Source organism: Labrenzia sp. PO1, from assembly GCF_012273635.1.
In the GTDB taxonomy this organism is placed as follows: Bacteria; Pseudomonadota; Alphaproteobacteria; order Rhizobiales; family Stappiaceae; genus Roseibium; species Roseibium algicola.
Window position 1 is genome coordinate 474,094 of the sequence record NZ_JAAXCR010000003.1, and the last position, 22,403, is coordinate 496,496.

General features: G+C 57.7%; 19 protein-coding genes, 1 tRNA gene and 1 riboswitch. Of the genes, 11 read left to right on the top strand and 9 right to left on the bottom strand.

Annotation, left to right across the window (positions count from 1 at the left end):
• Positions 1 to 318 precede the first annotated feature (318 nt).
• On the top strand, positions 319 to 1,320 hold the full coding sequence (gene cobD / locus HCG46_RS17165; protein WP_022998760.1) for a threonine-phosphate decarboxylase CobD: 1,002 nt from the start codon (positions 319 to 321) through the stop codon (positions 1,318 to 1,320).
• A 9-nt stretch (positions 1,321 to 1,329) separates the two neighbouring features.
• Positions 1,330 to 2,307: an adenosylcobinamide-phosphate synthase CbiB gene (gene cbiB / locus HCG46_RS17170; protein ID WP_168686893.1), complete on the top strand. Its 978-nt coding sequence runs from the start codon at positions 1,330 to 1,332 to the stop codon at positions 2,305 to 2,307.
• A gap of 1 nt (position 2,308) precedes the next feature.
• On the opposite strand, the gene HCG46_RS17175 is transcribed toward cbiB, so the two are convergent.
• Genes HCG46_RS17175 through cobU form a run of 6 tightly spaced genes read right to left on the bottom strand, consistent with a single transcriptional unit; the run spans position 2,309 to position 10,265 of the window.
• Positions 2,309 to 3,799 (bottom strand): cobyric acid synthase, encoded by a 1,491-nt coding sequence (locus tag HCG46_RS17175; RefSeq protein WP_168686894.1) that lies wholly within the window; start codon positions 3,797 to 3,799, stop codon positions 2,309 to 2,311.
• A gap of 6 nt (positions 3,800 to 3,805) precedes the next feature.
• Positions 3,806 to 4,105 carry a YrhK family protein gene (locus HCG46_RS17180; protein ID WP_168686895.1) on the bottom strand — a complete coding sequence of 100 codons (300 nt, stop codon included), beginning with the start codon at positions 4,103 to 4,105 and terminating at the stop codon, positions 3,806 to 3,808.
• 50 nt (positions 4,106 to 4,155) lie between these two features.
• Positions 4,156 to 4,794: a cob(I)yrinic acid a,c-diamide adenosyltransferase gene (cobO, locus tag HCG46_RS17185; protein WP_022998764.1), complete on the bottom strand. Its 639-nt coding sequence runs from the start codon at positions 4,792 to 4,794 to the stop codon at positions 4,156 to 4,158.
• Positions 4,791 to 8,549 (bottom strand): cobaltochelatase subunit CobN, encoded by a 3,759-nt coding sequence (cobN, locus tag HCG46_RS17190; RefSeq protein WP_168686896.1) that lies wholly within the window; start codon positions 8,547 to 8,549, stop codon positions 4,791 to 4,793. Before cobN ends, cobO begins: the two co-directional genes overlap by 4 nt.
• Positions 8,550 to 8,583: 34 nt before the next feature.
• Positions 8,584 to 9,717 carry a cobalamin biosynthesis protein CobW gene (cobW, locus tag HCG46_RS17195; RefSeq protein ID WP_152506674.1) on the bottom strand — a complete coding sequence of 378 codons (1,134 nt, stop codon included), beginning with the start codon at positions 9,715 to 9,717 and terminating at the stop codon, positions 8,584 to 8,586.
• Entirely contained in the window at positions 9,714 to 10,265 is a 552-nt protein-coding gene (cobU, locus tag HCG46_RS17200) for a bifunctional adenosylcobinamide kinase/adenosylcobinamide-phosphate guanylyltransferase (RefSeq protein WP_075283043.1), read from the bottom strand. The genes cobW and cobU overlap by 4 nt, the downstream gene beginning before the upstream one ends.
• A 32-nt stretch (positions 10,266 to 10,297) precedes the next feature.
• Positions 10,298 to 10,516: riboswitch (cobalamin riboswitch) on the bottom strand.
• A 334-nt stretch (positions 10,517 to 10,850) separates the two neighbouring features.
• Between cobU and HCG46_RS17205 the strand changes: the two genes are divergently transcribed.
• Positions 10,851 to 10,926, top strand: a tRNA-Asn gene (locus HCG46_RS17205).
• A 364-nt stretch (positions 10,927 to 11,290) separates the two neighbouring features.
• Positions 11,291 to 12,199, top strand: coding sequence for a cupin-like domain-containing protein (locus HCG46_RS17210; protein ID WP_075283013.1), 909 nt, complete (start codon positions 11,291 to 11,293; stop codon positions 12,197 to 12,199).
• Between the two features lie 66 nt (positions 12,200 to 12,265).
• Here HCG46_RS17210 and nagA read toward each other — a convergent pair whose 3' ends face one another.
• Genes nagA through HCG46_RS17225 form a run of 3 tightly spaced genes read right to left on the bottom strand, consistent with a single transcriptional unit; the run spans position 12,266 to position 15,224 of the window.
• Positions 12,266 to 13,420, bottom strand: coding sequence for an N-acetylglucosamine-6-phosphate deacetylase (nagA, locus tag HCG46_RS17215; protein WP_168686897.1), 1,155 nt, complete (start codon positions 13,418 to 13,420; stop codon positions 12,266 to 12,268).
• A complete protein-coding gene (locus HCG46_RS17220) occupies positions 13,417 to 14,457 on the bottom strand; it encodes an SIS domain-containing protein (protein WP_168686898.1) in 1,041 nt (346 codons plus the stop codon). Before HCG46_RS17220 ends, nagA begins: the two co-directional genes overlap by 4 nt.
• A gap of 5 nt (positions 14,458 to 14,462) precedes the next feature.
• Complete coding sequence (locus HCG46_RS17225) at positions 14,463 to 15,224, bottom strand: GntR family transcriptional regulator (RefSeq protein ID WP_075283015.1); 762 nt, start codon at positions 15,222 to 15,224, stop codon at positions 14,463 to 14,465.
• A gap of 205 nt (positions 15,225 to 15,429) precedes the next feature.
• On the opposite strand from HCG46_RS17225, the gene HCG46_RS17230 reads away from it, so the two are divergent.
• From HCG46_RS17230 to HCG46_RS17260, 7 genes are all read left to right on the top strand, one after another.
• Positions 15,430 to 16,311 carry an N-acetylmuramic acid 6-phosphate etherase gene (locus HCG46_RS17230; RefSeq protein WP_168686899.1) on the top strand — a complete coding sequence of 294 codons (882 nt, stop codon included), beginning with the start codon at positions 15,430 to 15,432 and terminating at the stop codon, positions 16,309 to 16,311.
• A 254-nt stretch (positions 16,312 to 16,565) separates the two neighbouring features.
• Positions 16,566 to 17,477 carry an ROK family protein gene (locus HCG46_RS17235; RefSeq protein WP_168686900.1) on the top strand — a complete coding sequence of 304 codons (912 nt, stop codon included), beginning with the start codon at positions 16,566 to 16,568 and terminating at the stop codon, positions 17,475 to 17,477.
• On the top strand, positions 17,474 to 18,220 hold the full coding sequence (locus HCG46_RS17240) for a copper homeostasis protein CutC (protein ID WP_168686901.1): 747 nt from the start codon (positions 17,474 to 17,476) through the stop codon (positions 18,218 to 18,220). Before HCG46_RS17235 ends, HCG46_RS17240 begins: the two co-directional genes overlap by 4 nt.
• Positions 18,217 to 19,386, top strand: coding sequence for a Gfo/Idh/MocA family oxidoreductase (locus HCG46_RS17245; RefSeq protein WP_168686902.1), 1,170 nt, complete (start codon positions 18,217 to 18,219; stop codon positions 19,384 to 19,386). Before HCG46_RS17240 ends, HCG46_RS17245 begins: the two co-directional genes overlap by 4 nt.
• An 8-nt stretch (positions 19,387 to 19,394) precedes the next feature.
• Positions 19,395 to 20,291 carry a sugar ABC transporter permease gene (locus HCG46_RS17250; RefSeq protein WP_168686903.1) on the top strand — a complete coding sequence of 299 codons (897 nt, stop codon included), beginning with the start codon at positions 19,395 to 19,397 and terminating at the stop codon, positions 20,289 to 20,291.
• A complete protein-coding gene (locus HCG46_RS17255) occupies positions 20,281 to 21,123 on the top strand; it encodes a carbohydrate ABC transporter permease (RefSeq protein ID WP_022998786.1) in 843 nt (280 codons plus the stop codon). Before HCG46_RS17250 ends, HCG46_RS17255 begins: the two co-directional genes overlap by 11 nt.
• A 35-nt stretch (positions 21,124 to 21,158) precedes the next feature.
• The gene (locus tag HCG46_RS17260; protein WP_031268566.1) at positions 21,159 to 22,370 is read left to right on the top strand and encodes a sugar ABC transporter substrate-binding protein; all 1,212 of its coding nucleotides are present in this window, start codon (positions 21,159 to 21,161) and stop codon (positions 22,368 to 22,370) included.
• Positions 22,371 to 22,403: the final 33 nt, after the last annotated feature.

Here is a 22,403-nt window from a genome sequence, read left to right on the forward strand (position 1 = left end):
TCCTTCGGTGCACATTGTTCTTCTTTTGTTCTTTTTTTCTGCACTTTGACGGATCTGTCAATGCGCCCAAAGTTGCGTCGCCTTCGTCCTTACCCGCCTCACTTGCACCCTAATGACAGAAGCGCGGTACCGAACACGGATAAATGTTTGAAAAGGCAGGCAACAGCGCATAACAGCTTTTGGGACAGGACGAACAAAAGCGCAGGACGTTCTTGCGGCAACGCATGTCGGGAACCGTCTGTACTTTTGGCCTTCCTACCGGCTAGATGTGTGACGAAAGGCAGATCGGCCGACCTGCCAACTGCAAGAGGCATTTTCATGGAACACGGCGGGGATTTGACCCTTGCGATTGAGCGCTTTGGCGGAACGCATGACGACTGGCTGGATTTATCAACCGGGATAAATCCATACAGCTATCCCGTGCCTGACGACCTGCCGCTGTCCACCTGGACCAGCCTGCCGGCACGCGGCGCCGAAGAACACCTGATTGCAGCTGCTCGCCAAGCTTATCGCATTCCCGACAATCTCGCTGTCTGTGCAGCGCCTGGAACACAGGTCCTGCTGTCGCTTCTACCGACCATCCTTCCTGAAGGGCCGGTCGTTCTCGCCTCGCCCACCTATACCAGCCACAGGGATGCCTGGACGCGGGAAAGCCGAGCACCTATCGAAGTATCCAGCGTCTACTCCCTGCCCGCTGATGCAAAGATCGTGGTTCTGGTCAATCCGAACAATCCGGACGGACGTCTGATAGATGTCAAAAGCCTGATCGAAATCGCGCGGACACTGAGCGCACGCGGCGGTTATCTGGTGGTGGACGAAGCCTTTGCCGATGTCGTACCGGGCGCGACCTTGCTGCCGCACATCGGAACCGAAAACGTTGTCGTTTTGCGGTCCTTCGGAAAGTTCTTCGGTCTTGCGGGACTGCGGATCGGATTTCTTGCAGGCGAAAAAACCGCCATTTCCAGAATGTCCGGCCTGCTGGACAGCTGGAGCCTCAGCGGACCGGCACTGGAAATCGGGGCCAGGGCACTGCGTGACAGCACCTGGCAAGATCGGACAACCAGGCAGTTGATCGAAGACATGGCGGACCTGACAGTCGCGCTTTCCGAGGCAGGTCTCAGTGTCTTCGGCGGCACGCCTCTCTATGCGCTTGCCGGTCTGCGCAATCCCAAGGGCCTGCATGAGGCCCTTGCCCGCAGAAGGATCTGGACGCGGATCTTCGACTACGCACCCACCTGGATCCGCTTTGGCCTTCCAGGAGGACCGGAAAATCTCAAACGTCTGACAGACGCTCTTGCAGAAGCGCTAAAAGAGGTCTGACGGACCGGGATGCTGCTTTACGACCACGCTCTCTGGCTGCTTCTCGCCGCGCTGTTGCTGGACGCCCTGATCGGTGACCCCGACTGGATGTGGCAACGTCTGCCGCATCCAGTTGTCTGGATCGGCAAGTTGATTGGCCTGTTCGACCGGCATTTCAACAAAACGGAATTCGCACCGGCGACACGCAAGCTCGGCGGCGTGCTGACACTCCTGGCGCTGCTTGCCAGCGCCGGACTTGCCGGCGTCGTCATTGAAGCGGTTGCAAAGTGGCTGCCATATGGCAGGGTGCTTGAAGCTGTCGTAGCTGCGGTATTTATCGCCCAAAACAGTCTTTACCGTCACGTGGCAGCCGTGCGGGATGGCCTGTTGAAGGACGGGTTGGAAGGTGGCCGCAAGGCGGTTTCCTTGATTGTCGGGCGTGACCCGAACCGGCTGGACGAAGCCGGTGTCTCGCGGGCAGCCATCGAATCCTGCGCCGAGAATTATTCCGACGGTATCGTGGCGCCCGTATTCTGGTTCGCCGTGCTCGGCCTGCCCGGATTGATCGTCTACAAGGCGGTGAATACAGCCGACAGCATGATCGGCCACAAGAACGAGGTTTATGCCGACTTCGGCTGGGCGGCTGCCCGTTTCGACGATCTGGTCAACCTGCCCGCCTCGCGCCTGGCAGGGCTGTTTATCGCCCTGTGTGCGCCCTTGTCCCGGGGCTCGGTCCGCAAGAGCATTGCCTGTATTCTGGACGACGCCCGCAAGCACCGCTCGCCAAATGCCGGTTGGCCGGAGGCGGCCATGGCAGGCGCATTGAACCTGGCTCTTGCAGGACCTCGGATCTATCCGGGTTACACCGTCAATGACCGGTATCTGAATGCGAGTGGACGAAAGGATGCGAGGGCAGAAGATATTTCGCGCGCCTTGAGGATCCTCATTGGCTGCTACGCACTCGAGGCGTTGCTGATCGCAATTCTGGCGCTATTGCTGGCCTTCTAGGTCAGGCGTTTTCATCAGCACCGCGTGCGATCTTCAGGATGGCCTCCACGTCGAGGACGCTGTCCAGATGCCCTGCAAGATCATCCAGAATCCTGTCTATGTCCCTGTCATAACTGATGTCTGAGCGCACCCCGAAGGCATTCAGGTATGCTGTCCGGAACGCATCGGCGGTGAACAGGCCGTGAATGTAGGTTCCGTAAACTCGGCCATCCGTTGAGACCGCACCATCGGACCGACCATCATCAAGGCGCATCATGGGATTGGTACAGTCTGGCCCGGACGTTCGGCCAACATGAATTTCGTAGCCGGAGACAGAGGCTCCGCTGGCAACATGGGTCGCGCGTGCGGCAACGGTCGATTTATCTGCCGTCAAGGTGGTCTCGACATCCAGATATCCCAGGCCTTCGACCGTTCCGGGGGATCCCTCGATACCGTCCGGATCCGAGATGACCTTGCCCAGCATCTGATATCCACCGCAGACGCCCAGGATGTGCCCGCCCCGCCGGTGGTGTGCCTTGAGATCTATGTCCCAACCCTGTCTGCGGAAAAAGGCAAGGTCACCAACAGTGGACTTGGACCCGGGCAAAAGCACGACATCGGCGTCTCCCGGCAACGGGGTGCCGGGTTGAACAAGCTCAAGCGTTACACCCGGTTCAAGCCGGAGCGGATCCAGGTCGTCGAAGTTGGCGATCCGCGAGATCACGGGAACAACGATCTTGAGCCCCCCGTCACCAAATCCGTCCGCCAGACCGAGCGCATCTTCAGCCGGAAGTTTCGCTGCATCCGCAAACCACGGGACCACACCGACACCTTGCCAACCGGTGCGCTGCTCGATTTCTCGCAAGCCTTCGTCGAACAGGCTCGGGTCTCCCCTGAACCGGTTGATGAAGAAGCCCTTGATGCGCTGCCGTTCGTTTTCTTCCAGCACAGCACAAGTTCCGACGACTGATGCAATAACCCCGCCGCGATCTATATCCGCACACAGGATCACCGGCAGATCCGCCGCCTCGGCAAATCCCATGTTGGCGATGTCTCCAGTGCGGAGATTGATTTCCGCAGGGCTTCCTGCCCCCTCGACAATTACCAGATCAACACCTGAGGCGTTTATCGAAAAACTCTCCAGAACCTTCGGTAATAATTGAGCTTTCTGCTTTCCATATTCGCGCGCCCGCATCGTGCAATGTCGCTTGCCCTGGACGATTACCTGAGCACCGGTGTCGGTTTCGGGCTTCAACAGAACGGGGTTCATGTGAACACTCAACGGAACGCGGCAGCCCATGGCCTGAAGCGCCTGGGCCCGGCCGATTTCGCCGCCGTCGGCTGTTACAGCAGCGTTGTTTGACATGTTCTGCGGCTTGAAGGGGCGAACGTTCAGGCCACGGTTGGCAAAGAGACGGCACAGACCGGCGACGATCAGGCTTTTGCCAACATTCGAGCCTGTGCCCTGGACCATGATCGCCGGTACCTTGCCGGCCGCTTTTGTCTCAACCATGCAACGTCAATCTTTGCCGAATGGTGCTGCGCCATATGGCCGAAATTCGCTTGGTACCGGAAGATTGGCGAGCCGCAATTCCAGCATCAAGCGAACTGTCGGCCGAACGGCAAAGAGAACGGATCCGATCACGAACAACCATGTTCCTGCGTACATTAGGTTGTCGTAGAAAAAGAAGACGCTGCCGACAAGAAACGTCAATGCAGCCAGAAATTCGACAACGGTTCGGTACAGTTCGTATTTCCGGACCGTTTCAACATGCGCCTGCGAGGCCGTGCGAAGACTGTGGTCGAATAGCTTGCTCATCCTCGATCCCCTTTGATTACCTCTGGGTTTCGTGATCCAAGTGCCCGGGTTTAAAACTCGATGCCTTCCTGTGGTTTCACACCAGACCGGAAGGGGTGTTTTATCTGGGTCATGTCGGTGACAAGATCTGCAATGTCGATCAGCTCGTCCTTGGCATTGCGCCCCGTGATGACGACATGCACATCGTCCGGTTTTTCGTTCTTCAGGAAATCGACCACTTCGGCGATGTCCAGATAATCGTAGCGCAGAACGATGTTGAGCTCGTCACACAGGATCAGGCGGTATTCACCAGACGTGATCATGTCCTTGGCGGCTTGCCAGGCTTCGTTCGCCGCATCGATATCCCGCTGCCGGTCCTGTGTTTCCCACGTGAACCCCTCACCCATCCGTTTGATCGTGACGAGATCGGAGAACCGTTCCAGAGCCATGCGCTCACCGGTTTCGATCCGCCCCTTTACGAATTGCACCACGCCCACCTTGTGGCCGTGACCGAGAGAACGGAACACCATTCCGAAACCGGCTGTCGACTTGCCTTTGCCCTTGCCCGTGTGGACGATCAGCAAGCCCTTTTCGATGGTCTTGGTCGCCATGATCTTGTCACGTGCGGCCTTCTTCTTGCGCATCTTCTCGGCATGGCGGGCATTGAGTTCTTCTTCGGTCAGTTCCGGCTTGTCCTTGTCGGCGGTCACGATGCGTCCGTCCCTTCCAGTCTTGTTTTCAAATCATTCAGCGCAGCATGGGTCGAATTGCGTCGCGGCGTCCAGAGGCCGCGTTCAATTGCTTCATGAAAGCGGTCCAGCATTTCGGTGAGACCCGCCGGATTGGCGTCCTTGAGGAAATCCAGAACGGCTTGGTTATCCACGTAGGCGTCATACAGCTGATCAAAATGGTGATCTCCCACGGCACGGGTGGTCGCGGCAAACGCGAACAGATAGTCGAGCGTCGCAACCATCTCGAACGCGCCCTTGTAGCCATGCCGCATGACACCTGCGATCCACTTCGGATTTGCCGCACGAGCGCGCACCACGCGGCCGATCTCTTCCGAAAGGGTGCGGACCACCGGACGCTCAGGCCGCGAATGGTCGTTGTGGTAGACCGTCGGGGCTTCGCCTTTCAGTGCTTCGACAGTCGCTGCCAGTCCGCCCTCGAACTGATAATAGTCGTCACTGTCCAAAAGATCGTGTTCGCGGTTGTCCTGATTGTGCAGGACTGCGTCCACGGTTTTCAGCCTCGTTTCGAGATCGTGCCTGGCGACGGAGCCTTCCGCACCGCCACCGTAGGCGTAACCACCCCATGTCAGAAAGGCATCGGCAAAATCCGAACGTTCCTCCCAAAGCTTCTCGTCGATCAGCGCCTGCAGACCAGCACCATAGGCACCCGGTTTTGAGCCAAAGACACGGAACCCGGCCCTGCGTTCGGCTTCGTTCTTGTCCAGCCCTTCAGCCTGAAGCCGTGCACTTTCCGATCGCATTCGTGCGGCAATCGGATTGGCTTCGTCCGGTTCTTCAAGCGCACCGACCGCACGGGCGGCGCTGTCAAAAAGATCCATTTGATGCGGGAAGGCATCGCGGAAAAACCCGGAAACCCGCAAGGTAACATCGACACGCGGTCGTCCAAGTTCTGAAAGCTTCAGAATTTCGAACCCGGTGACACGGCCCGAACCCTGCTCCCACACCGGACGCGCCCCTATAAGCGCCAGCGCCTGGGCAATGTCGTCACCTCCGGTTCGCATGTTGGCAGTGCCCCAACATGTCAGGACCAGCGATTTCGGCCATTCGCCTTCTTCCTGGAAGTACCGCTCTGCAACGAGAGATGCGGATTGCCAGCCGAGCCGCCATGCGGTTTCGGTCGGCACTGCGCGTACATCGACGGAGTAGAAGTTCCGGCCAGTGGGCAGCACATCCGGACGCCCACGCGAAGGCGCGCCGGAAGGCCCGGGGGCAACGAACCCTCCTTCCAATGCCGTCAGCACTGCGCTTGTTTCAGCGTGTCCGGAGCCGGTTACAGCCGGTCGCAGAACCTGGTTTAGATCATCCAGAACAGCAAGGGTCGATTGCCACGCCTCAGGCACTCCGCGATTATCCGCAACGATTTCGCGGGCAAGAATCTCGATACGTTCGACCGTATCGCCTTGCGATCTCCAGGGAGCCTCCAGAACATTTGCGAGGTGCTCCGATCGACACTGCTGCCAGGGGGCAGCAAAATCGCAATCCAGTGGATCAAAGCCTTCAAAACCGAGGTCCGAAGCGATAGCCCTTTGCAGGCTCTGCTGTTCCGGCCTGTTGCCTCGCGGTACCCTTGCCAACGCAACCAGCAGATCCATCAGAAGATCGCCTTCGGGACTTTCGCCAAGAATATGCAGCCCGTCCCTGATCTGCAGTTCCTTCAGGTCGCACAAGTGAGCGTCGAGGCGCGCAAGGCGGGTTTCCTCGTCCATGGTCTCGGTAATACCGATATCCTTGTCCAGACCATGCCGCGCAGCGGTGTCCAGGATGTCCCGCGTCAATGCCTTCAGGCGGCGCGGGTCAACGCCGCTCGCCAGATAATACTCATCAAGCAGCGTCTCCAGCTCTTCGGCGACGCCATGGCTCTCCGCCCGGGCCAAAGGCGGTGTCAGGTGATCGACGATCACGGCCGAGGTTCGTCGCTTGGCCTGCGCCCCCTCGCCTGGATCATTGACGATGAAAGGGTAGATGTTCGGAATTGGCCCCAGAACAGCTTCCGGGAAACAGCTTTCAGCGAGGGCCAGTGCCTTGCCGGGCAGCCATTCCAGATTGCCGTGTTTGCCGAGGTGAATGACGGCATCGACGGCGAATTGTTCCCGCAGCCAAATGTAGAAGGCAAAGTAGTGGTGCGGCGGCACCAATGCCGGATCGTGGTAGGTTTCCTTCGGATCGATGTTGTAGCCACGCGCCGGCTGAATACCGACCACCTGATTGCCGAACCGGTGCAGGGCCAGGCGGAAATGGCCATCCGTTACATGAGGATCGTCCGACGGTGCTCCCCAACGATCAACAACTGCTGACCGAACAATGTCGGGCAACCTGTCGAAGGAGCGCTCGTAGTCCTGAAGCGACAAGGCCTGATACTCTTCCTTGCCTGATCGGCCCTCCAGGGCATTGGTTACGCCCGAAGTCAGGATTTCCATCAGATCGGCGGAGCTTGCTGGAACCTCACCGGCGTCATAGCCCGCGGCGGCCATGGCCTTGAGCAAATGAACGCATGACGCAGGCGTGTCGAGCCCTACGCCGTTGGCAAGACGCCCGTCCCGGTTCGGATAGTTTGCCAGGATAAGAGCCGACTTCTTGGCTGCAGCCGGTTTCCGGCCAAGTTTCCCCCAGGCGGCCGCAAGCGCCGCGGTAAACATGATCCGATCCGGAACAGGCGTAAAGGCAACCGGCGTCGACTGGGTGGCCTCATCGAAGACCCCTTCTTCCTTGAATGAGACAGCACGGGTCAAGATCCGGCCGTCAATCTCCGGCAAGACGACATGCATGGCGAGGTCACGTATCGACAAGCCCTGATCGCTGTCTTCCCAGCCCTCTTTGGAGGAAGACGAAAAGACGACCTGCAACACGGGTTTGCCGGGACGATCGAGCGGCGTTGGCTGATGGGCTGCTCCGGCCTTCGAGACGGCGAAGGCAGTACCGTTCAACACGACATCAGGCGGCGCCTCATCGAACAAGCTTTCCAGAACGGCGACGGATTCCGCTTCCTTCAGGCTGGAAACATAGATCGGCAGTGCATTTACACCGGCTTTGTCGAGAGCAGCGATCAACGCATCCAGTGGTGCGGTTTGGGCACCTTGCACCAGAGCGCGGTAGAAAGTGATCGCTGCAACAGGTCTTTCAGGATTCCGCCAGGAGGCCTTCAGTTGCGCTATATCGGGGGCCGCCTTGCCAGAAAGATAGATACCCGCGCGAGGAAGAGGCACCGGATGCGCGGGCTCTTCTCCCTTTCCGATCAGGTGCGCTGCATATCTCAAGGCATTGGCGTAATTCTCCGCGCCGCCTTCCACACAGTATCGCCAAAAGCGATGCACTTCCGCTGGTGATCGGGTGGAGCGGGACGTCAGTTCTTCGTCCCACTTGTCGTCGCCCGGAATAACGATCAGATCGATGCCATTCGCGCGGACTTCTTCTTCAAACCTTTCCAGGCCGTAGCGCCAGTACTCCACTCCACCCAGAATTCGCAGAACGATCAGCCGAGAGCCTCGGACGGTCTGTTCGGCATAAAGATCGACCGAATAGGGATGCGACAGGGCCATGAGATTGGCGAGCCGCAGGTCTGCCCGGCCTGTTCCAAGCCGTGATTGCGCAGCGGCAAAGCTTCCCAGTTCGGTGTCTGCAGCGGACAGGAACAGAATGTCGGCGGGAGACTGGCCGAGATCGACCGCGTCCCCACCGTCATCGATCCGGCGCGTCTGGCTGGCGAGAATGTGCATGCTTGGTCTTTATTTCCAGCTTCTATCCAGCGTGTCAGGCAGCAGCCGTCAATTCACCCAGCAGGCCACGAACCGCAGTCAAGTCGAGGCCCTTCAAACCGATCACGACCAGTCTGCCACTGCTCTCGGCGCCGGCGGCGAACCAGGTTTCGACACGCGGTCCGACAGCTTGAACCATTGCAGGTGCTGCCTTGCCCTCGATTTTTACGGCCCCCTTGATGCGCAGGACGCCTTTTTGCGCCATGGCTTCCAGAACCTTTGCCTCTGCATCTTTCAGGCTGGCGAAAGACGAGACTGCCAGCACGTGACTTTCAAAATCATCGTGATGGTGATGATCGTGATGATGGTCGTCATGGTGATGATCATGATCATCATCATCGTGGTCATGGTCATGGTCATGGTCATGGTCGTGGTCATCATGATGGTGATGATGCTCGTGCCGATCAGCCATATCGTCCTCGGCAGCAGAGCCTCTGCCGAGCAGAACTTCAATCGGAAGCGTGCCTTTTTCGGATGTCACCACGTGAACCGCCGGACGAACATCGGCGGCGATCTTCTCATGCACATGCTTCAAAGCGTCTTCGGAGACGAGATCAGCCTTGTTGAGAACGACGAGGTCTGCGCAACGCAATTGGTCGTGAAAGAGTTCTTCAACAGGACTGTCATGATCAAGAGCCTCGTCGGCGGCACGCTGCGCGGCAAGTGCATCTTCATCAAGTGCGATCCGGCCTTCAGCGAGTGCAGCAGCATCCAGCACCGTGACAACACCATCTACCGTTACCTTCGGCTTGACGCTCGGCCAGGAGAAGGCCCGAACGAGCGGCTGCGGCAGAGCCAGGCCAGAGGTTTCGATTACAATATGCTCCGGCGGATTGTCCCGCGCGAGCAGCATTTCCATGGTTGGCAGGAAATCGTCGGCAACGGTGCAACATATGCAGCCATTGGTAAGCTCAACCACCTCTTCCGCGGCGCAATCGGGATCAGCGCATCCATTCACCAGGGAACCGTCGAAGCCCATGTCCCCAAACTCGTTGACAATAAGTGCAATGCGTTTGCCATTAGCATTGGTAAGCAAATTGCGGATCAGCGTGGTCTTGCCTGCTCCGAGAAACCCAGTGACGATCGTTGCCGGAATTTTTGCGCCCGGCTGCAGGGATGAAGTGGTCATAATTTGATATCCGGTTGTGATGTGGGTTTCAAAAGTATCGGCAGGCCCGCAGCAACGAAGACGACCTGTTGGCACCTATGCGCCATATCCTGGTTCAGTCGTCCCTGCACATCGCGGAACGACCTCGACAGACGGTTCTCCGGCACGATCCCCATACCAACTTCGTTGGAAACGAAAACGCACGGCCCCTGAAGATCCTTCAGAACCGCGCAAAGCCGCGCCGTTTCGGCGGGGATGTCCTTGTCTGCAAACAGCAGGTTCGACAGCCACAGGGTCAGGCAGTCAACAAGAACCACCCGGTCTTGCCTGCATTCGTTTTCAAGTACCGCTGCAAGTTCGAGCTGTTCTTCCACGGTGAGCCAGGACGGGCCGCGTTGATCTTTATGAGCGGCGATCCGGCTGGCCATTTCATCGTCGTGGGCAGCACCAGTCGCGATATAGATTTTTTGCAGACCGGTTTCATGGACAAGCTTTTCCGCGAACCGGCTTTTTCCGGAGCGGGCACCGCCGAGGACCAGCGTCGTCCTCTCGCCGTTTGAATGCGTCATTCCTTCTCCCAGCCGTCCGCCCGACAGCGCCATAGGGTTGACAATGTGACGGCCGGTCTCCTGGCTTGCGGCTCAGCGCGGTCTGTACCCCTTCCCGGCCCCATCAGGACGCCAGTGGTTTTCGTACAGCCACTCACCGCTCACAGTTGCGGGGGCAGCTCCGGATCTGGACTTGAAAAAGACCGCACCGGATTCCCGTTTCATCCGGATCAGGCAAGGCCTTTTCCGGAACCGTCGGTTTCTTCCTAAACGTATCTTGAGGCCGACACAAGCAGCAGAAAGTCGCTGACGACTAACCTTGAAAATCGGCCAGGCAGTCAACACGGACGCCTTATTGCGACAAAGTCAGAAAAAGGCACAGCGGATTTAGCCTGCCCGGGGTGTTCCAATCGTCGCGAAACGTAGGGTTTTCCAAGCTCGACAGAACGCCTAGCCATCTGAAATATATCGAGTTTTCCACACCGAGATCAAAAAAATGACGGCTTGATGAAAAAAACGCCCTCGGGGGCTTGGCAAACGGATCAAGCCTTTGATATACGCATCTCCATCGACGGGGCGGCAACGCGCTGGCCCCGAGCGTGGTGATCCCCAGTAGCTCAGTTGGTAGAGCAAGCGACTGTTAATCGCTGGGTCGCTGGTTCGAGTCCGGCCTGGGGAGCCATCACCACCTCTTCTTAATCCTCCCGAATGCTGCGTTTCTGAAGGCTGGGACACCGTTCAGTGTCCAGGTTGATCTTATTCACGTTTGATCTTGCAACAATCTGCACGCCTCAAAAAACGACAGCCATTTGATGCGAGCTCGTCTTTCGCAGCAGTAACGTTCCGCGCCATCTTCCTAAACAACATTTCCTGGCTACGTTTATAGCGAAGATCGCGCCTCCATTGGCTCTGCGTTGTTGAATAGCGCTTCTTGATAAAGCTCCAGGTTGCTCCTATCGTGATTTCTCCAAAGGGAGCATCATGGAAAATCGCAGCTAGATCCAGCGCCCCTGAACCCGCAAATCTTCAAATGCGTGGTACCTTTTATGAGCGGCGACAACACACACACCATTGCCACCGTAACCGCAGCACCAGGTTATGCCGAATTTCTTGAAGCCTACTGCGACAAGGAACAGCCCCTGCTGATTAAGGGACTAGCAAAAAACTGGCCCGCGCGGGAAAGGTGGCAATCCGGCCGATTACGAGCAGAACTCCATACGCTGCCAAAGGTCCGCGACAGAGGTGTCTTTTTCGTCAGCCGCTCCCCCGTACTCGAACAAGATATCGAGATGCCGGATTTCCTGAAGGAGATCCTCGCGTCCGATCGGATAATGCAAGATTCCGTTGCCTGGAGATTCTGGATCAACAGCAGGAACAACCGGACAGAGTTCCACTACGATACCAACGCCGAGAATGTCATCACAGTTCAGGTGAAGGGCCGTAAGGAATGGGTACTGGTTTCGCCCGAAACACCGCTACCGTGCTACCCGTTCACCAACTTCTCTTTACTGAAAGACGAAGAGCGATTGCTGAGGAACAAGCGGTTCTACAAATTCGATCTGGAGGAAGGCGATCTTCTCTATCTGCCGCCACATTGGTACCACCGGGTGGTTGCCAAGGAAGACGAGAACATCAACATCAATTGGACTTTCACGAAACGCGAAACCTCGGTCATCTCGAAAGAATTCAAGCGTGACATGGAGCGGTGCGGCCTGCTGCATTCATTCAAGAACAGTGATTCCGCGCTGGTTCGGCGCTGTTACGAAACCGCTATCCGCGCCCTTCCAAATGTCGGCGGTATTGGCTGGGGTCTGAAATCGTTCATTTCATCGCCCTATACGCCAAGCCGCGGAGCATTGGTCAGCCGCTTCTTCAAGGAATTGCTGCAAATACCGAATACGCTGCTGACACTTCCAAACGTTCGCTCAACGCTGAAAAAGGTCGACAAGACCTAACCGGCGAACGCGCTGCCAATCCCACAAGTTCGGCGCAGTATGTAGACCACCAGCGTATATGCCGGGCTACGTATTCGAGAATTGCTCCCCCGCAATCCATACGCCCTCGACCTCATAGGCTTTGCCAAGCTGCACGAAGTCAGCCGGATAGCCTTCTTCGAAACGACCGAGTGGGCGCCCGAGAACGTCCGCAGGATCACTGGTTGCCATTGCAAGAGCAGCTTCAACCGGAAGCTCGAGTGTACCGGTGAGAAACCTCAAGGACGCCGGCAAATCTATATCGGCGCCGGCAAGCGTGCCGTCTTCGAGGGTCAATGTGCCATCGCGGCGAAAGATTTCCCGACCTCCGAGAAAGAAGGATGTCACATCGGTGCCGGTCTGGGACATGGCGTCGGTAACGATAAAGATCCTACCCGGGCCGGTCTTTGACTTGAGCGCGACCCGCATCGCGACCGGGTCGACATGAACACCATCAGCAATGATGCCCACGTTGAGCGCGCCCAGATCGAGCGCGGCGCCCACAAGTCCGGGTTCGCGGTGTTGCAACGGGCTCATGGCGTTAAAAAGATGGGTGACCATCGAAGCACCCGCTTCAGCCGCTGTCTTGCACTGCCGGTATGTTGCTCCGCTGTGGCCAAGACTGACGTGAATTCCCGCGTCAGCCAATTCCCGCATCTGTTCTGGCGGCACCGTTTCCGGCGCCACAGTCATGATGAGGCTTGGCAATTCCCGCGCCGCGCGCAGGTAAAGAGCCATGTCTTCGCGGACCAAAGGCCGGATCAGATTCGGGTCATGCGCCCCCTTGCGCCCCGCGAACAGATGGGGCCCTTCGAGATGCAGACCATGAAACCCCTTCACGCCCCGCGACCATGCGGCAATTGCCAGATCAACGACTTTGCGCGTCACGTCGGGCGTGTCCGTAATCAAAGTCGGTGTCAGAGCTGTTGTCCCGAGGCTGACATGGGCGGCGCAAATACGTTCGATATCGTCGACTGTTTCCGCATCCCCCAGCATCAAGCCACCGCCGCCATTGACCTGCAGATCGATCAATCCCGGTGCGAGAATGCCGTCGCCAAGATCGACAGTCTCTACGCCAACGGGCACCTGATCGGCAGAAAGAAGGCCAGCCACCTTGCCATCTTCGACAAGCAGGGCAGCATTCGCATGGATTTTCTCACCATCGAAAACCCGGCTGCAGAGATAGGCGGTTGTGGAGGTCATACGGTCTGGGTGACTTTCTTCAGGTGCTTGGGAACGTCCGGATTGAAACCGCGCTGCCGTGCAAACCATTCGATGAAGGCGTAGAAAGAAACAATCTGCACCAAGGCGTCGGTCAATGGATGCCCGGTTGCCTGGAACGCCAGCTTTTCCGCCCGTTCCACCTTGTCGGTCGTTGCAAAAACACTTCCGCCCTGGTCCACCATGCGATCCGCAGCCTGGGCTAGCCCCTCTTCGGCTGCATCGCGCACACCAAGCGCCAGGATCGGGTAACCGTTTTCGACGATCGAGACAGGACCGTGCATTACCTCGGCGGACGAATAAGCCTCCGCATGGATCTGGCAGGTTTCCTTAAATTTCAGCGCAGCTTCATTTGCGATAGCCAGACCAGGTCCGCGTCCAATGACATAAAGCGAACCCCGCTGCTCGATCGGCTCGGCAAGCGCGCGCCAGTCCTTGTCGATTGCTTTTTCAAAATGCTCCGGCAAGGCAGCCAACGCGTCGAGCAATTCCTTGTCAGCTCCGATTTCCGCCAAAAGCAGCAGGCCCGCCAAGACGGAATTGACGAAGGTCTTGGTCGCTGCGACGCTGCGCTCAGGACCTGCGCAAATATCGATCGCGGCGCTGGAAAGCTTTGCCAGTTCACTTCCCGACGTGTTGGTAAAGCCTACAGTGAAAGCCCCCTGCGCGGTTGCACTTTCCACAACCGAGAGACTGTCCGGGCTGGCGCCGGATTGGGAAATTGCAATCACAAGAGCCTCACCCAGCTTGACCTTGCCACCGTAAACCGAAGAAACGGATGGGCCGAGAGATGCCATGGCAAGACCAAGGTAGATCTCCGAGGCATATTTGAGAAACGTCGCAGCGTGGTCAGAAGAACCGCGAGCGACGCTTGCCAGGAACACCGGCGCGCCTGCCTTCTTTGCAATGTCGCGAATCAACGGGTGTCCATCGGCCAACAGACGGCGCGCAGCGTCCGGGATTTCTTCGATTTCCCGGCGCATGTGCGTCGGCGTGGCCATGGTACTTGCTTCAATCATCAGGATTAGTCTTCCGAAATCTGAAGTTCGGCGATGAAGTCATATGCATCGCCGCGGTAAACGGAACGGGTGAATTCGACGACATTTCCGGACGCGAGATAGGACACACGTTCTATTTTCAGCCCGGCAGACCCGGCCGGCACACCGAGAATGTCGGCATCTATAGGCTCAAGATTGCGGGCTGAAATGCGCTGGATAGCGCGAACAGGCTGCAAGCCGGCCGCGCGCAGGATCGCATAAAGAGACGTGGTGACCCGCTCCGGATGAGGCAGGACGCTCTCGGAAAGGGAGGCACGCTCGATTGCCATCGGGGTGCCGTCTGCCTTGCGAAGCCTGTCGACGCGGGCAACGCGCTGACCGGACGTGAGACCGAGCGTGAACATTTCTTCAGGCGAAGCTGGAAACAGTCCGCGGCGCAGCCACTCGCTGCTGGCGGAAAGACCACGGCGTGCCATATCCTCGGAAAAGGACGTCAGGCTGGAAAGGCGCTGTTCAACTTTATGCACCTTGGGCGCAACGAAGGATCCGCTGCCGCGCTTCTGGACAACGACCTGATCCTCAACAAGTCCGGCAACTGCCTTGCGCACCGTCACACGGGACAGATCCGTAATGGAGGCAATCTCGCGTTCAGACGGAAGCGGCTCATTCTCCTTCAGCACGCCGTCGTCAATAGCCTGCTGAATGCGCCGCCGCAGCTGCAGGTATCGGGGACCGCTGGAATTCGCCAACCAGTCACCATTTTCCAGCAAGGAAATGAAGTCAGTCATGAAAAGGGGCGCCTTAGGAGATGAAAATAATACCTTTCAGATACCAATTTAAACTCTATCGAAACCGAAAATCAAGTGTTAAAACAATTTCCGAACCTGCATCACCACCGATGGAGCACCCAACGGAAACGTTCCCGGAGCGTGATTGCCTTGAGAAACTTAATTCCGCGATACGAAACTTGGTGCGCCTCCGAGTTCCTGAACCATGAATTTGCCGACGACCGAAGACCGCGATCCGATTTCCATTGGCCTGTCCAAAAAGTCTGATGAAGACGTCCTGTCGCTGCTGCTGCAACGGCAGAAAGATGCGCTGAATGCCACCGAAACGGCCATTCCGGAGATCGCAAAAGCCGCCGAAGCACTTCAGACAGTCACTGTTTCAGGTGGAAAAATCGGTTATGCCGGCGCCGGCAGTGCCGGACTGACAGCCCTGGCGGATTGCCTGGAATTGCCGGGAACGTTCGGCTTTCCCGTTGAGCGCATGCGCATGCTCTATGCCGGGGGGGCTGCAAACCTGCTTCACCTTGCCGGCACATATGAGGACGACGAGGAAGCCGGCTTCGCTGACTTTCAAAAATCAGGCCTTGGAGAAGGAGATATCCTGATTGCAGTTTCTGCAAGTGGATCAACTCCTTATACTCTTGGCACGTTCAGAGGTGCACAGTCGGCAGGCACAAAAACCGTTGCATTGGCAAACAATCCTGACACTCCCCTCCTCCGTCAGGCGGATTTTCCGATCTTCCTGAAAACACCTCCCGAAATCATCGCAGGCTCTACACGTCTCGGGGCGGCAAGCGCCCAAAAAGCCGCACTCAACATGATCTCTACATTGGTGGCACTGAGGCTTGGACACGCAGTTCGTGGCCACATGGTCAACCTGGTTGCGGACAATGAAAAACTGCGCCAGCGCGCTTATCGCATCCTTCAGGATCTGACGGGCTGTACGGCAGAAACTGCAGCGGAAAAGCTCCAGCAGGCCCAAGGCAGAGTGAAGGTTGCGGTTCTCATGATTCGAGAAGGCCTCGACGCTGAAAGCGCCGAAATGTCGCTCAACGAACACAGCGGAAACTTGCGTCCTTTCCTTTGACGCGTGCCCGCGCTTCCAACAGACACCTGGCACATTTTCGAACATAATCTCGTCCGCAAACAGCAGGCTGGGCCTTCTAACGGCACTATTGAGCTTGCGCGATGTAGCCGTTGTTTTTGACAGGTGTCAGCCGCCCAATTCCTTGAAAAAATGATGCCAATTTCTTTTTTTGGTTTACTAACAATGCGATTGGTTGCATATTGGTATTATAACTGGACGTTAACAAATATAACCCAGAGGCGTTTGAACAGGCGATGACCACCTGTTTTGATATTGGCGGCTCCTTCATCCGACATGGAGAGCTCCAAGCGGATGGAACCGTTGCGGAAAAAGGCCGGGTAGCGACACCCGGATCTGACTGGCAGGCGTTTGTAGACGCGATTGCCGACTGCTCCAGGCCGGATGGATCTCCTATCTCGATTTCGCTTGCAGGCGCCTTTGATACCCGCAGCGGCATCGCGGATGTGGCCAACATCCCCTGCCTGCATAAACGACCCGTGCAATCGGATCTGGAAACCGCCCTCAAACGTCCTGTCGCCATTACAAATGACGCCAATGCTTTTGCGCTTGCCGAAGCCGTCGATGGCACCGGACGGGGCAAGCCGGTCGTTTTCGGTATTATTCTCGGGTCTGGTGTCGGTGGCGGGCTTGTCGTCAATGGCACGCTTGTTACCGGTTATGGCGGCATCGCGGGGGAATGGGGTCACGGCCCCATCATGGACCCGACAGCTGGCGGCCAGTTGAAAGGTATTGAGCACTATCCCTGCGGCTGCGGCCAGACAGGATGCATCGACGCGGTCTGCTCGGCCCGTGGCATGGAGAAGATCCACCGGTCACTGCATGGGCTGGATCTGGCAAGCAAGGATATTACTGCCGCCTGGCATGCCGGTGATGCAGCAGCCACACAAACGCTCGACGCCTTCACCACTCTGCTTTCGCGTGCGCTTTCCGCTTTCGTCAACACACTTGGTCCGGATGTCATACCGGTGAGTGGTGGCCTTTCGAACGATCTTGTTCTTCTCGACGTGATCGATCGAAAGACACGTGACCTTGTTCTTGCCGACTATAGCGAGCCACTCGTCATCAAAGGCGAATTTGCCGCCAATGGCGGCCTGCATGGTGCCGGCATCGTGGCCCGTACGCTCATCAAGGAGGCGGCCCGGTGACCAGGATCCCCCTCGAGGTATGTGTAGACACCCTCGAAGGCGCCTGGACGGCAGCCGAAAACGGCGCTGACCGAATTGAATTATGCGCAGCTCTGTCCGAAGGTGGTCTGACCCCTTCCCAGGGGTTCATGGTGGCCGCGGCCAGACTACCGGTTCCCGTCTACGCGATGATCCGCCCCCGATCCGGTAATTTCGAGTACTCGGACCTGGAAAAGGCCTTGATGCTGCGCGACATCCACGCGGCTGAAAATGCAGGTCTTGCGGGAATCGTGATCGGGGCAGTCGACAGCCAGCACAATCTCGACCGAGACTTTCTGGCTGCATCCATTAACGGCACCAGACTGCCGGCAACTTTGCACCGGGCCATCGACACCGCACGCGACTACGAAAAAGCGATTGAAGACGCGATCACGCTCGGTTTCGAACGCGTGCTGACCTCTGGACAGGCCAGCAAAGCAGAACACGGCCTTTCACTGCTTCAGCAGGCGGTCAATGTCGCTGCAGGGCGGATTTCCATTATGGCAGGATCGGGTGTCACCGCCGCCAATGCTTCCCAAATTCTCAAACGATCCGGCGTGCAGGAACTGCATGCGTCTTGTTCTTCCGTGAAGCCCTTGCTGGAGCGGCAGGACCTGGAAACGCGCCTCGGCTTCGTTTCCGAGGCAGGCATCAAGGACACCGATGGAAACGTCGTCCAGGCACTTCGCCGTGCCATGGACCAATTTACGGAGGCCGCAGCATGAAGACCGGCTATGTCGGACTGGGCGCGAGAATTGCCAATGTCAGCAACTGCCTGCAGGAGGTTTCAGGAGATCTTGATCCCTGCGCTTACGTCGACCCGACACCCGCAGGCCTCAAGCATGTCGAGGCCAAATGCGGCCACAGCCTGACCGCCTACACCGATCTCGACAGGATGATCCGAAAGGAAAAGCTAGACCTCCTGATGATCGGGTCCCCTAATTTCATGCACCTCGATCATCTGCGAACCTCGCTCAAATCCGATGTACGCTACATCTTCTGTGAAAAGCCGGTTGTCGTCAGCGAAGAGGAAACCTTCGAACTCCTGTCCCTGATGAAGGAACATGGTGGATCGAAACGTGTCCTTGTCGGACTGGTGCTGCGGTATTCGCCGCTCTACACCGAACTTCAGAAAAGCCTCAAGTCCGGCCAGATCGGCAAAGTGGTCTCGATCGAGGCGTCCGAGCATATCGGTCCCTACCACGGTTCATTCTTCATGCGCGACTGGCGCCGCTATGACCGGAATTCCGGCGGCTTCATGCTGGAAAAGTGCTGCCACGATCTGGATCTCTACCAGGGTGTCACAGGTTGTCGGCCACGTTTCGTTTCCAGCTTCGGCGGACGGAAGAGCTTTGTTCCGGAGAACCGGCCGGATCAGGACCATACCTTTCCGACACCGAAAATCGAAGGCAGGGTCGATCCGTTCACACCACGCTGGGGTGGGGGTAACGCCGACTTCGACAGTGATGGCGACATCATCGACTACCAGACAGCACTGATCGAATACGAGGACGGCGCGAACCTCTGCTTTCACACCAACATGTATGTGCCAGACGAATTCCGGCGCTTTGCCGTCATGGGGACCAAGGGCATGGCGGAAGGAGACTTCATTCGGAATTACTACCGGGTGCATGACGCCCTGACATCCGCCTGCCTGATCGACAAGCCGCAGGTCGTCGATGCCAGCCGGCACGGCCACTATGGCGCCGATGAAGCCATGGCGCGTGACCTCGACCATTACTTCCGTAACGGCGGACATCTGCCGGTCAGTGTTCTGGATGCGCTTGAGGCCGGTCTGACGGCGATCAAGCTGGACGAAGCGCGCCGGACGCGCAGCGTCATCGACCTTGCCGAAACCTGGCAGCAATTCGACAGCTACGGCGTGGCATAGGGGGCATCATGGCGCACTCGCCAAAGAAGACCGACTATTTTCCTTATCTGCTTCTGGTGCCGGCGTCCCTCGTCATGCTGGCTATCGTCGCCTATCCGCTTTTTGAAACATTCCGGCTTTCCTTCACCAACACGAGCATGAGCCCGAACTACGAATACGTAGGGCTGGAAAACTACGAGAAGCTCATGTCGCGCCGCTTTCCGGAAGTGATTGCGCGCACCTTCTACTGGATGGCTCTCTCTGTAGCGCTGAAAATGCTGATCGGAACCCTGGGAGCCGTGCTTCTCAACGCGATGGTGCCGGGTCGCACCCTGTTTCGCGTGCTGGTCATGCCGCCGTGGGTGATCCCGATTGCCATTGGCGTCTTCATCTGGGGATGGATGTACAACGGTCAGTTCGGAATGATTTCCGGAATGGCCCAACGGCTCGGCATTCTGAGCGGGCCGTTCGAATTCCTCGCCTACAAGAACTCCGCCTTCATGTCGACCATCGTGACGGACGTGTGGATCGGTGTTCCAATGGTGACGCTTTATCTGCTGGCCGCCATGCAGTCCATTTCGAAGGACCTTTATGAAGCGGCCTGGGTGGACGGGGCCTCTCGGCTCTACAGGTTCCGCCGCATTACCTTGCCACTGATCCTTCCCTCGATCGCGACGATGGCGCTTCTGTCGGCCATCGCCACCTTCAACTCCTTCGACATCATCTGGATCCTGACAGAAGGCGGTCCGCGCGGCGCAACCACCACGATGATCATCGACACCTACAAGACCGCGATCAGCCGCTTCAAATACGGCGAAGGCGCCGCCAGAACGGTGATGATCGTGGTGTTCCTGGGCTCGTTCATGCTGGTCTATTTCATGCTGCTGTCGCGCCTTGCCAAAAGGAGCCCGCACAATGCTGCATAAGTATCGCTGGTACGAATATGTGCTGATCTATCTCGGTCTCGCGGTGTTTCTGACCTTCGTCCTGGCTCCCTTCGTCGAAGCCTTCGTGGTGTCGCTGAGGCCGCTCAGCAGCCTGTTCTCGATCCCCTACAAGTTCATCACCGACAAGATGAGCTTCGATGCCTACATCACCATGTGGCAGAACGTGCCGCTGTTGTGGGTCTACATGCTCAACTCGTTCTTCATCGCCACGGTGGTGACGGTCCTCGGCCTGTTCTGCATCATCCCGGCTGCCTATGCCTTCGCCCGGTTCGAGTTTCCAGCGCGAAACTCGCTGCTCGGCATCTTCATAGCGGTGAACATGTTCTCCGGTGCCGTACTGATCATTCCGCTGTTCAAGCTGATGCAGCAATACGGGCTGCTGAACACCTATTTCGCGATGATTGCGCCTGGAACGGCCTTCGTCATTCCGACCGGTATCTGGCTTCTGCGCTCCTATCTGATCCGGATCCCCAAGGAGCTTGAGGAAGCAGCCTGGGTGGATGGCGCCGGCAAGATCTACACGCTCTGGCGCGTGATCATTCCCGTGGCGTTGCCGGGCATCGTGGTGGTCACGATCACCGCTTTCATCACCGCTTATGCGCAGCAATTCATCTATGCGCTGACCTTCAACTCCGTGAACGAACTGAACCCGCTTCCTGTGGGGCTGTTCCAGTTCTTCGGACGCCAGACCGTGGTCTGGAACGAACTCATGGCCGCCAGCCTCGTGGGCATCCTCCCTGTGCTGTTCGTCTATGTGTTCCTGCAACGTTTCATCGTCGCCGGTCTCACGGCAGGCGCTGTCAAAGAATAACAAAAAGAAGAAACCAACCAGAAAAGGGAAAACAGATGACACTTAAATCAGTGCTATTGGGAGGGGTCTTCGCGCTCTCTCTCGTCGGAGCCTCCCAGGCAGAAGACAAGGTCATTCACATGATCAACTGCGGCGACAACACCGGCGCCGGAATTCCGCTGCAGGATGAGTTGATCAAGGGTTGGGAAGGCGAAAATCCGGGCTACAAGGTCCAGCTCGAGTTCGTTCCCTGGGGCCAGTGCCAGGAAAAATCCACGACGCTCGCGTCCGCCGGGAACCCGCCGGCCGTTGCCTACATGGGCTCGCGCACGCTGAAGCAGCTCGCGGCCAATGACCTGATCATTCCGGTCAACATGACAGAAGAAGAAAAGGCCACCTACGCGGCCCCTATCCTGGCAACGATCACTGCCAACGGTCAGCAGTGGGGTCTGCCGCGCGCCTTCTCCACCAAGGCACTCTACTGGAACAAGGATCTCTACGAGGCCGCGGGCCTGGATCCGGATACGCCGCCGAAGACCTGGGACGAAATGTACGATTTCGCCAAGGCTATCAAGGACAAGACCGACTCTGACGGTTTCGGCCTCGCGGCCGCGTCCTTCGACAACACCATGCACCAGTTCATGAACTATGTTTATACGAACGGTGGTCAGGTCATCAACGAAGACGGCGAAATCGTCTTCAATTCCCCGAACAACGTTGAAGCCCTCGCCTTCTACGGCAAGATGGCCGAAGTCTCGCAGCCGGGCCCGATCGCATATGACCGCGCGAAGCTGCGTCCGCTGTTCTCCGAAGGCAAAATCGGCATGTTCATTTCCGGTCCCTGGGAGCGCACCCGCGTGACCGACGTGAACTGGGGCGTCGCACCGATCCCGGTCGGTCCGTCCGGCACTCCGGGCACTTTGCTGATCACCGACTCGCTGGCCGTTTTCAAGGGGTCCGGCGTTGAAGAACAGGCGCTTTCGCTCGCAAAGCTTCTGACCAACCCGGAAAACCAGATGGCCTTCGAATTGGCTGAAGGGTTCACGCCGCTGCGCGATCTGCCGGAAGTGCGTGCGCTGGTTGAGAAGGACCCGACCTGGTCTGCTTTCCTCGATGCGATCCCGACCGGTGGTCCGGAGCCGTTCGTCACCGATTACGTCGGTCTTCAGGATTCGATCAACGAAGCCGTTCAGGGTGTTGTCCTTGGTGAAGTCGATCCGGCTGAAGCCGTCGAAATCGCCGCGGAACAGCTTGAGGAATTCAAGTAACACCTTGAGCACTGTCCGGGCCCCCTCTCCCAC

Coding starts and splice junctions, on each gene's coding strand:
- cobD (WP_022998760.1), top strand. CDS start 319: ATGGAACACGGCGGGGATTTGACCCTTGCGATTGAGCGCTTTGGCGGA.
- cbiB (WP_168686893.1), top strand. CDS start 1,330: ATGCTGCTTTACGACCACGCTCTCTGGCTGCTTCTCGCCGCGCTGTTG.
- HCG46_RS17175 (WP_168686894.1), bottom strand. CDS start 3,799: ATGGTTGAGACAAAAGCGGCCGGCAAGGTACCGGCGATCATGGTCCAG.
- HCG46_RS17180 (WP_168686895.1), bottom strand. CDS start 4,105: ATGAGCAAGCTATTCGACCACAGTCTTCGCACGGCCTCGCAGGCGCAT.
- cobN (WP_168686896.1), bottom strand. CDS start 8,549: ATGCACATTCTCGCCAGCCAGACGCGCCGGATCGATGACGGTGGGGAC.
- cobW (WP_152506674.1), bottom strand. CDS start 9,717: ATGACCACTTCATCCCTGCAGCCGGGCGCAAAAATTCCGGCAACGATC.
- cobU (WP_075283043.1), bottom strand. CDS start 10,265: ATGACGCATTCAAACGGCGAGAGGACGACGCTGGTCCTCGGCGGTGCC.
- HCG46_RS17210 (WP_075283013.1), top strand. CDS start 11,291: ATGAGCGGCGACAACACACACACCATTGCCACCGTAACCGCAGCACCA.
- nagA (WP_168686897.1), bottom strand. CDS start 13,420: ATGACCTCCACAACCGCCTATCTCTGCAGCCGGGTTTTCGATGGTGAG.
- HCG46_RS17220 (WP_168686898.1), bottom strand. CDS start 14,457: ATGATTGAAGCAAGTACCATGGCCACGCCGACGCACATGCGCCGGGAA.
- HCG46_RS17225 (WP_075283015.1), bottom strand. CDS start 15,224: ATGACTGACTTCATTTCCTTGCTGGAAAATGGTGACTGGTTGGCGAAT.
- HCG46_RS17230 (WP_168686899.1), top strand. CDS start 15,430: ATGAATTTGCCGACGACCGAAGACCGCGATCCGATTTCCATTGGCCTG.
- HCG46_RS17235 (WP_168686900.1), top strand. CDS start 16,566: ATGACCACCTGTTTTGATATTGGCGGCTCCTTCATCCGACATGGAGAG.
- HCG46_RS17245 (WP_168686902.1), top strand. CDS start 18,217: ATGAAGACCGGCTATGTCGGACTGGGCGCGAGAATTGCCAATGTCAGC.
- HCG46_RS17250 (WP_168686903.1), top strand. CDS start 19,395: ATGGCGCACTCGCCAAAGAAGACCGACTATTTTCCTTATCTGCTTCTG.
- HCG46_RS17255 (WP_022998786.1), top strand. CDS start 20,281: ATGCTGCATAAGTATCGCTGGTACGAATATGTGCTGATCTATCTCGGT.
- HCG46_RS17260 (WP_031268566.1), top strand. CDS start 21,159: ATGACACTTAAATCAGTGCTATTGGGAGGGGTCTTCGCGCTCTCTCTC.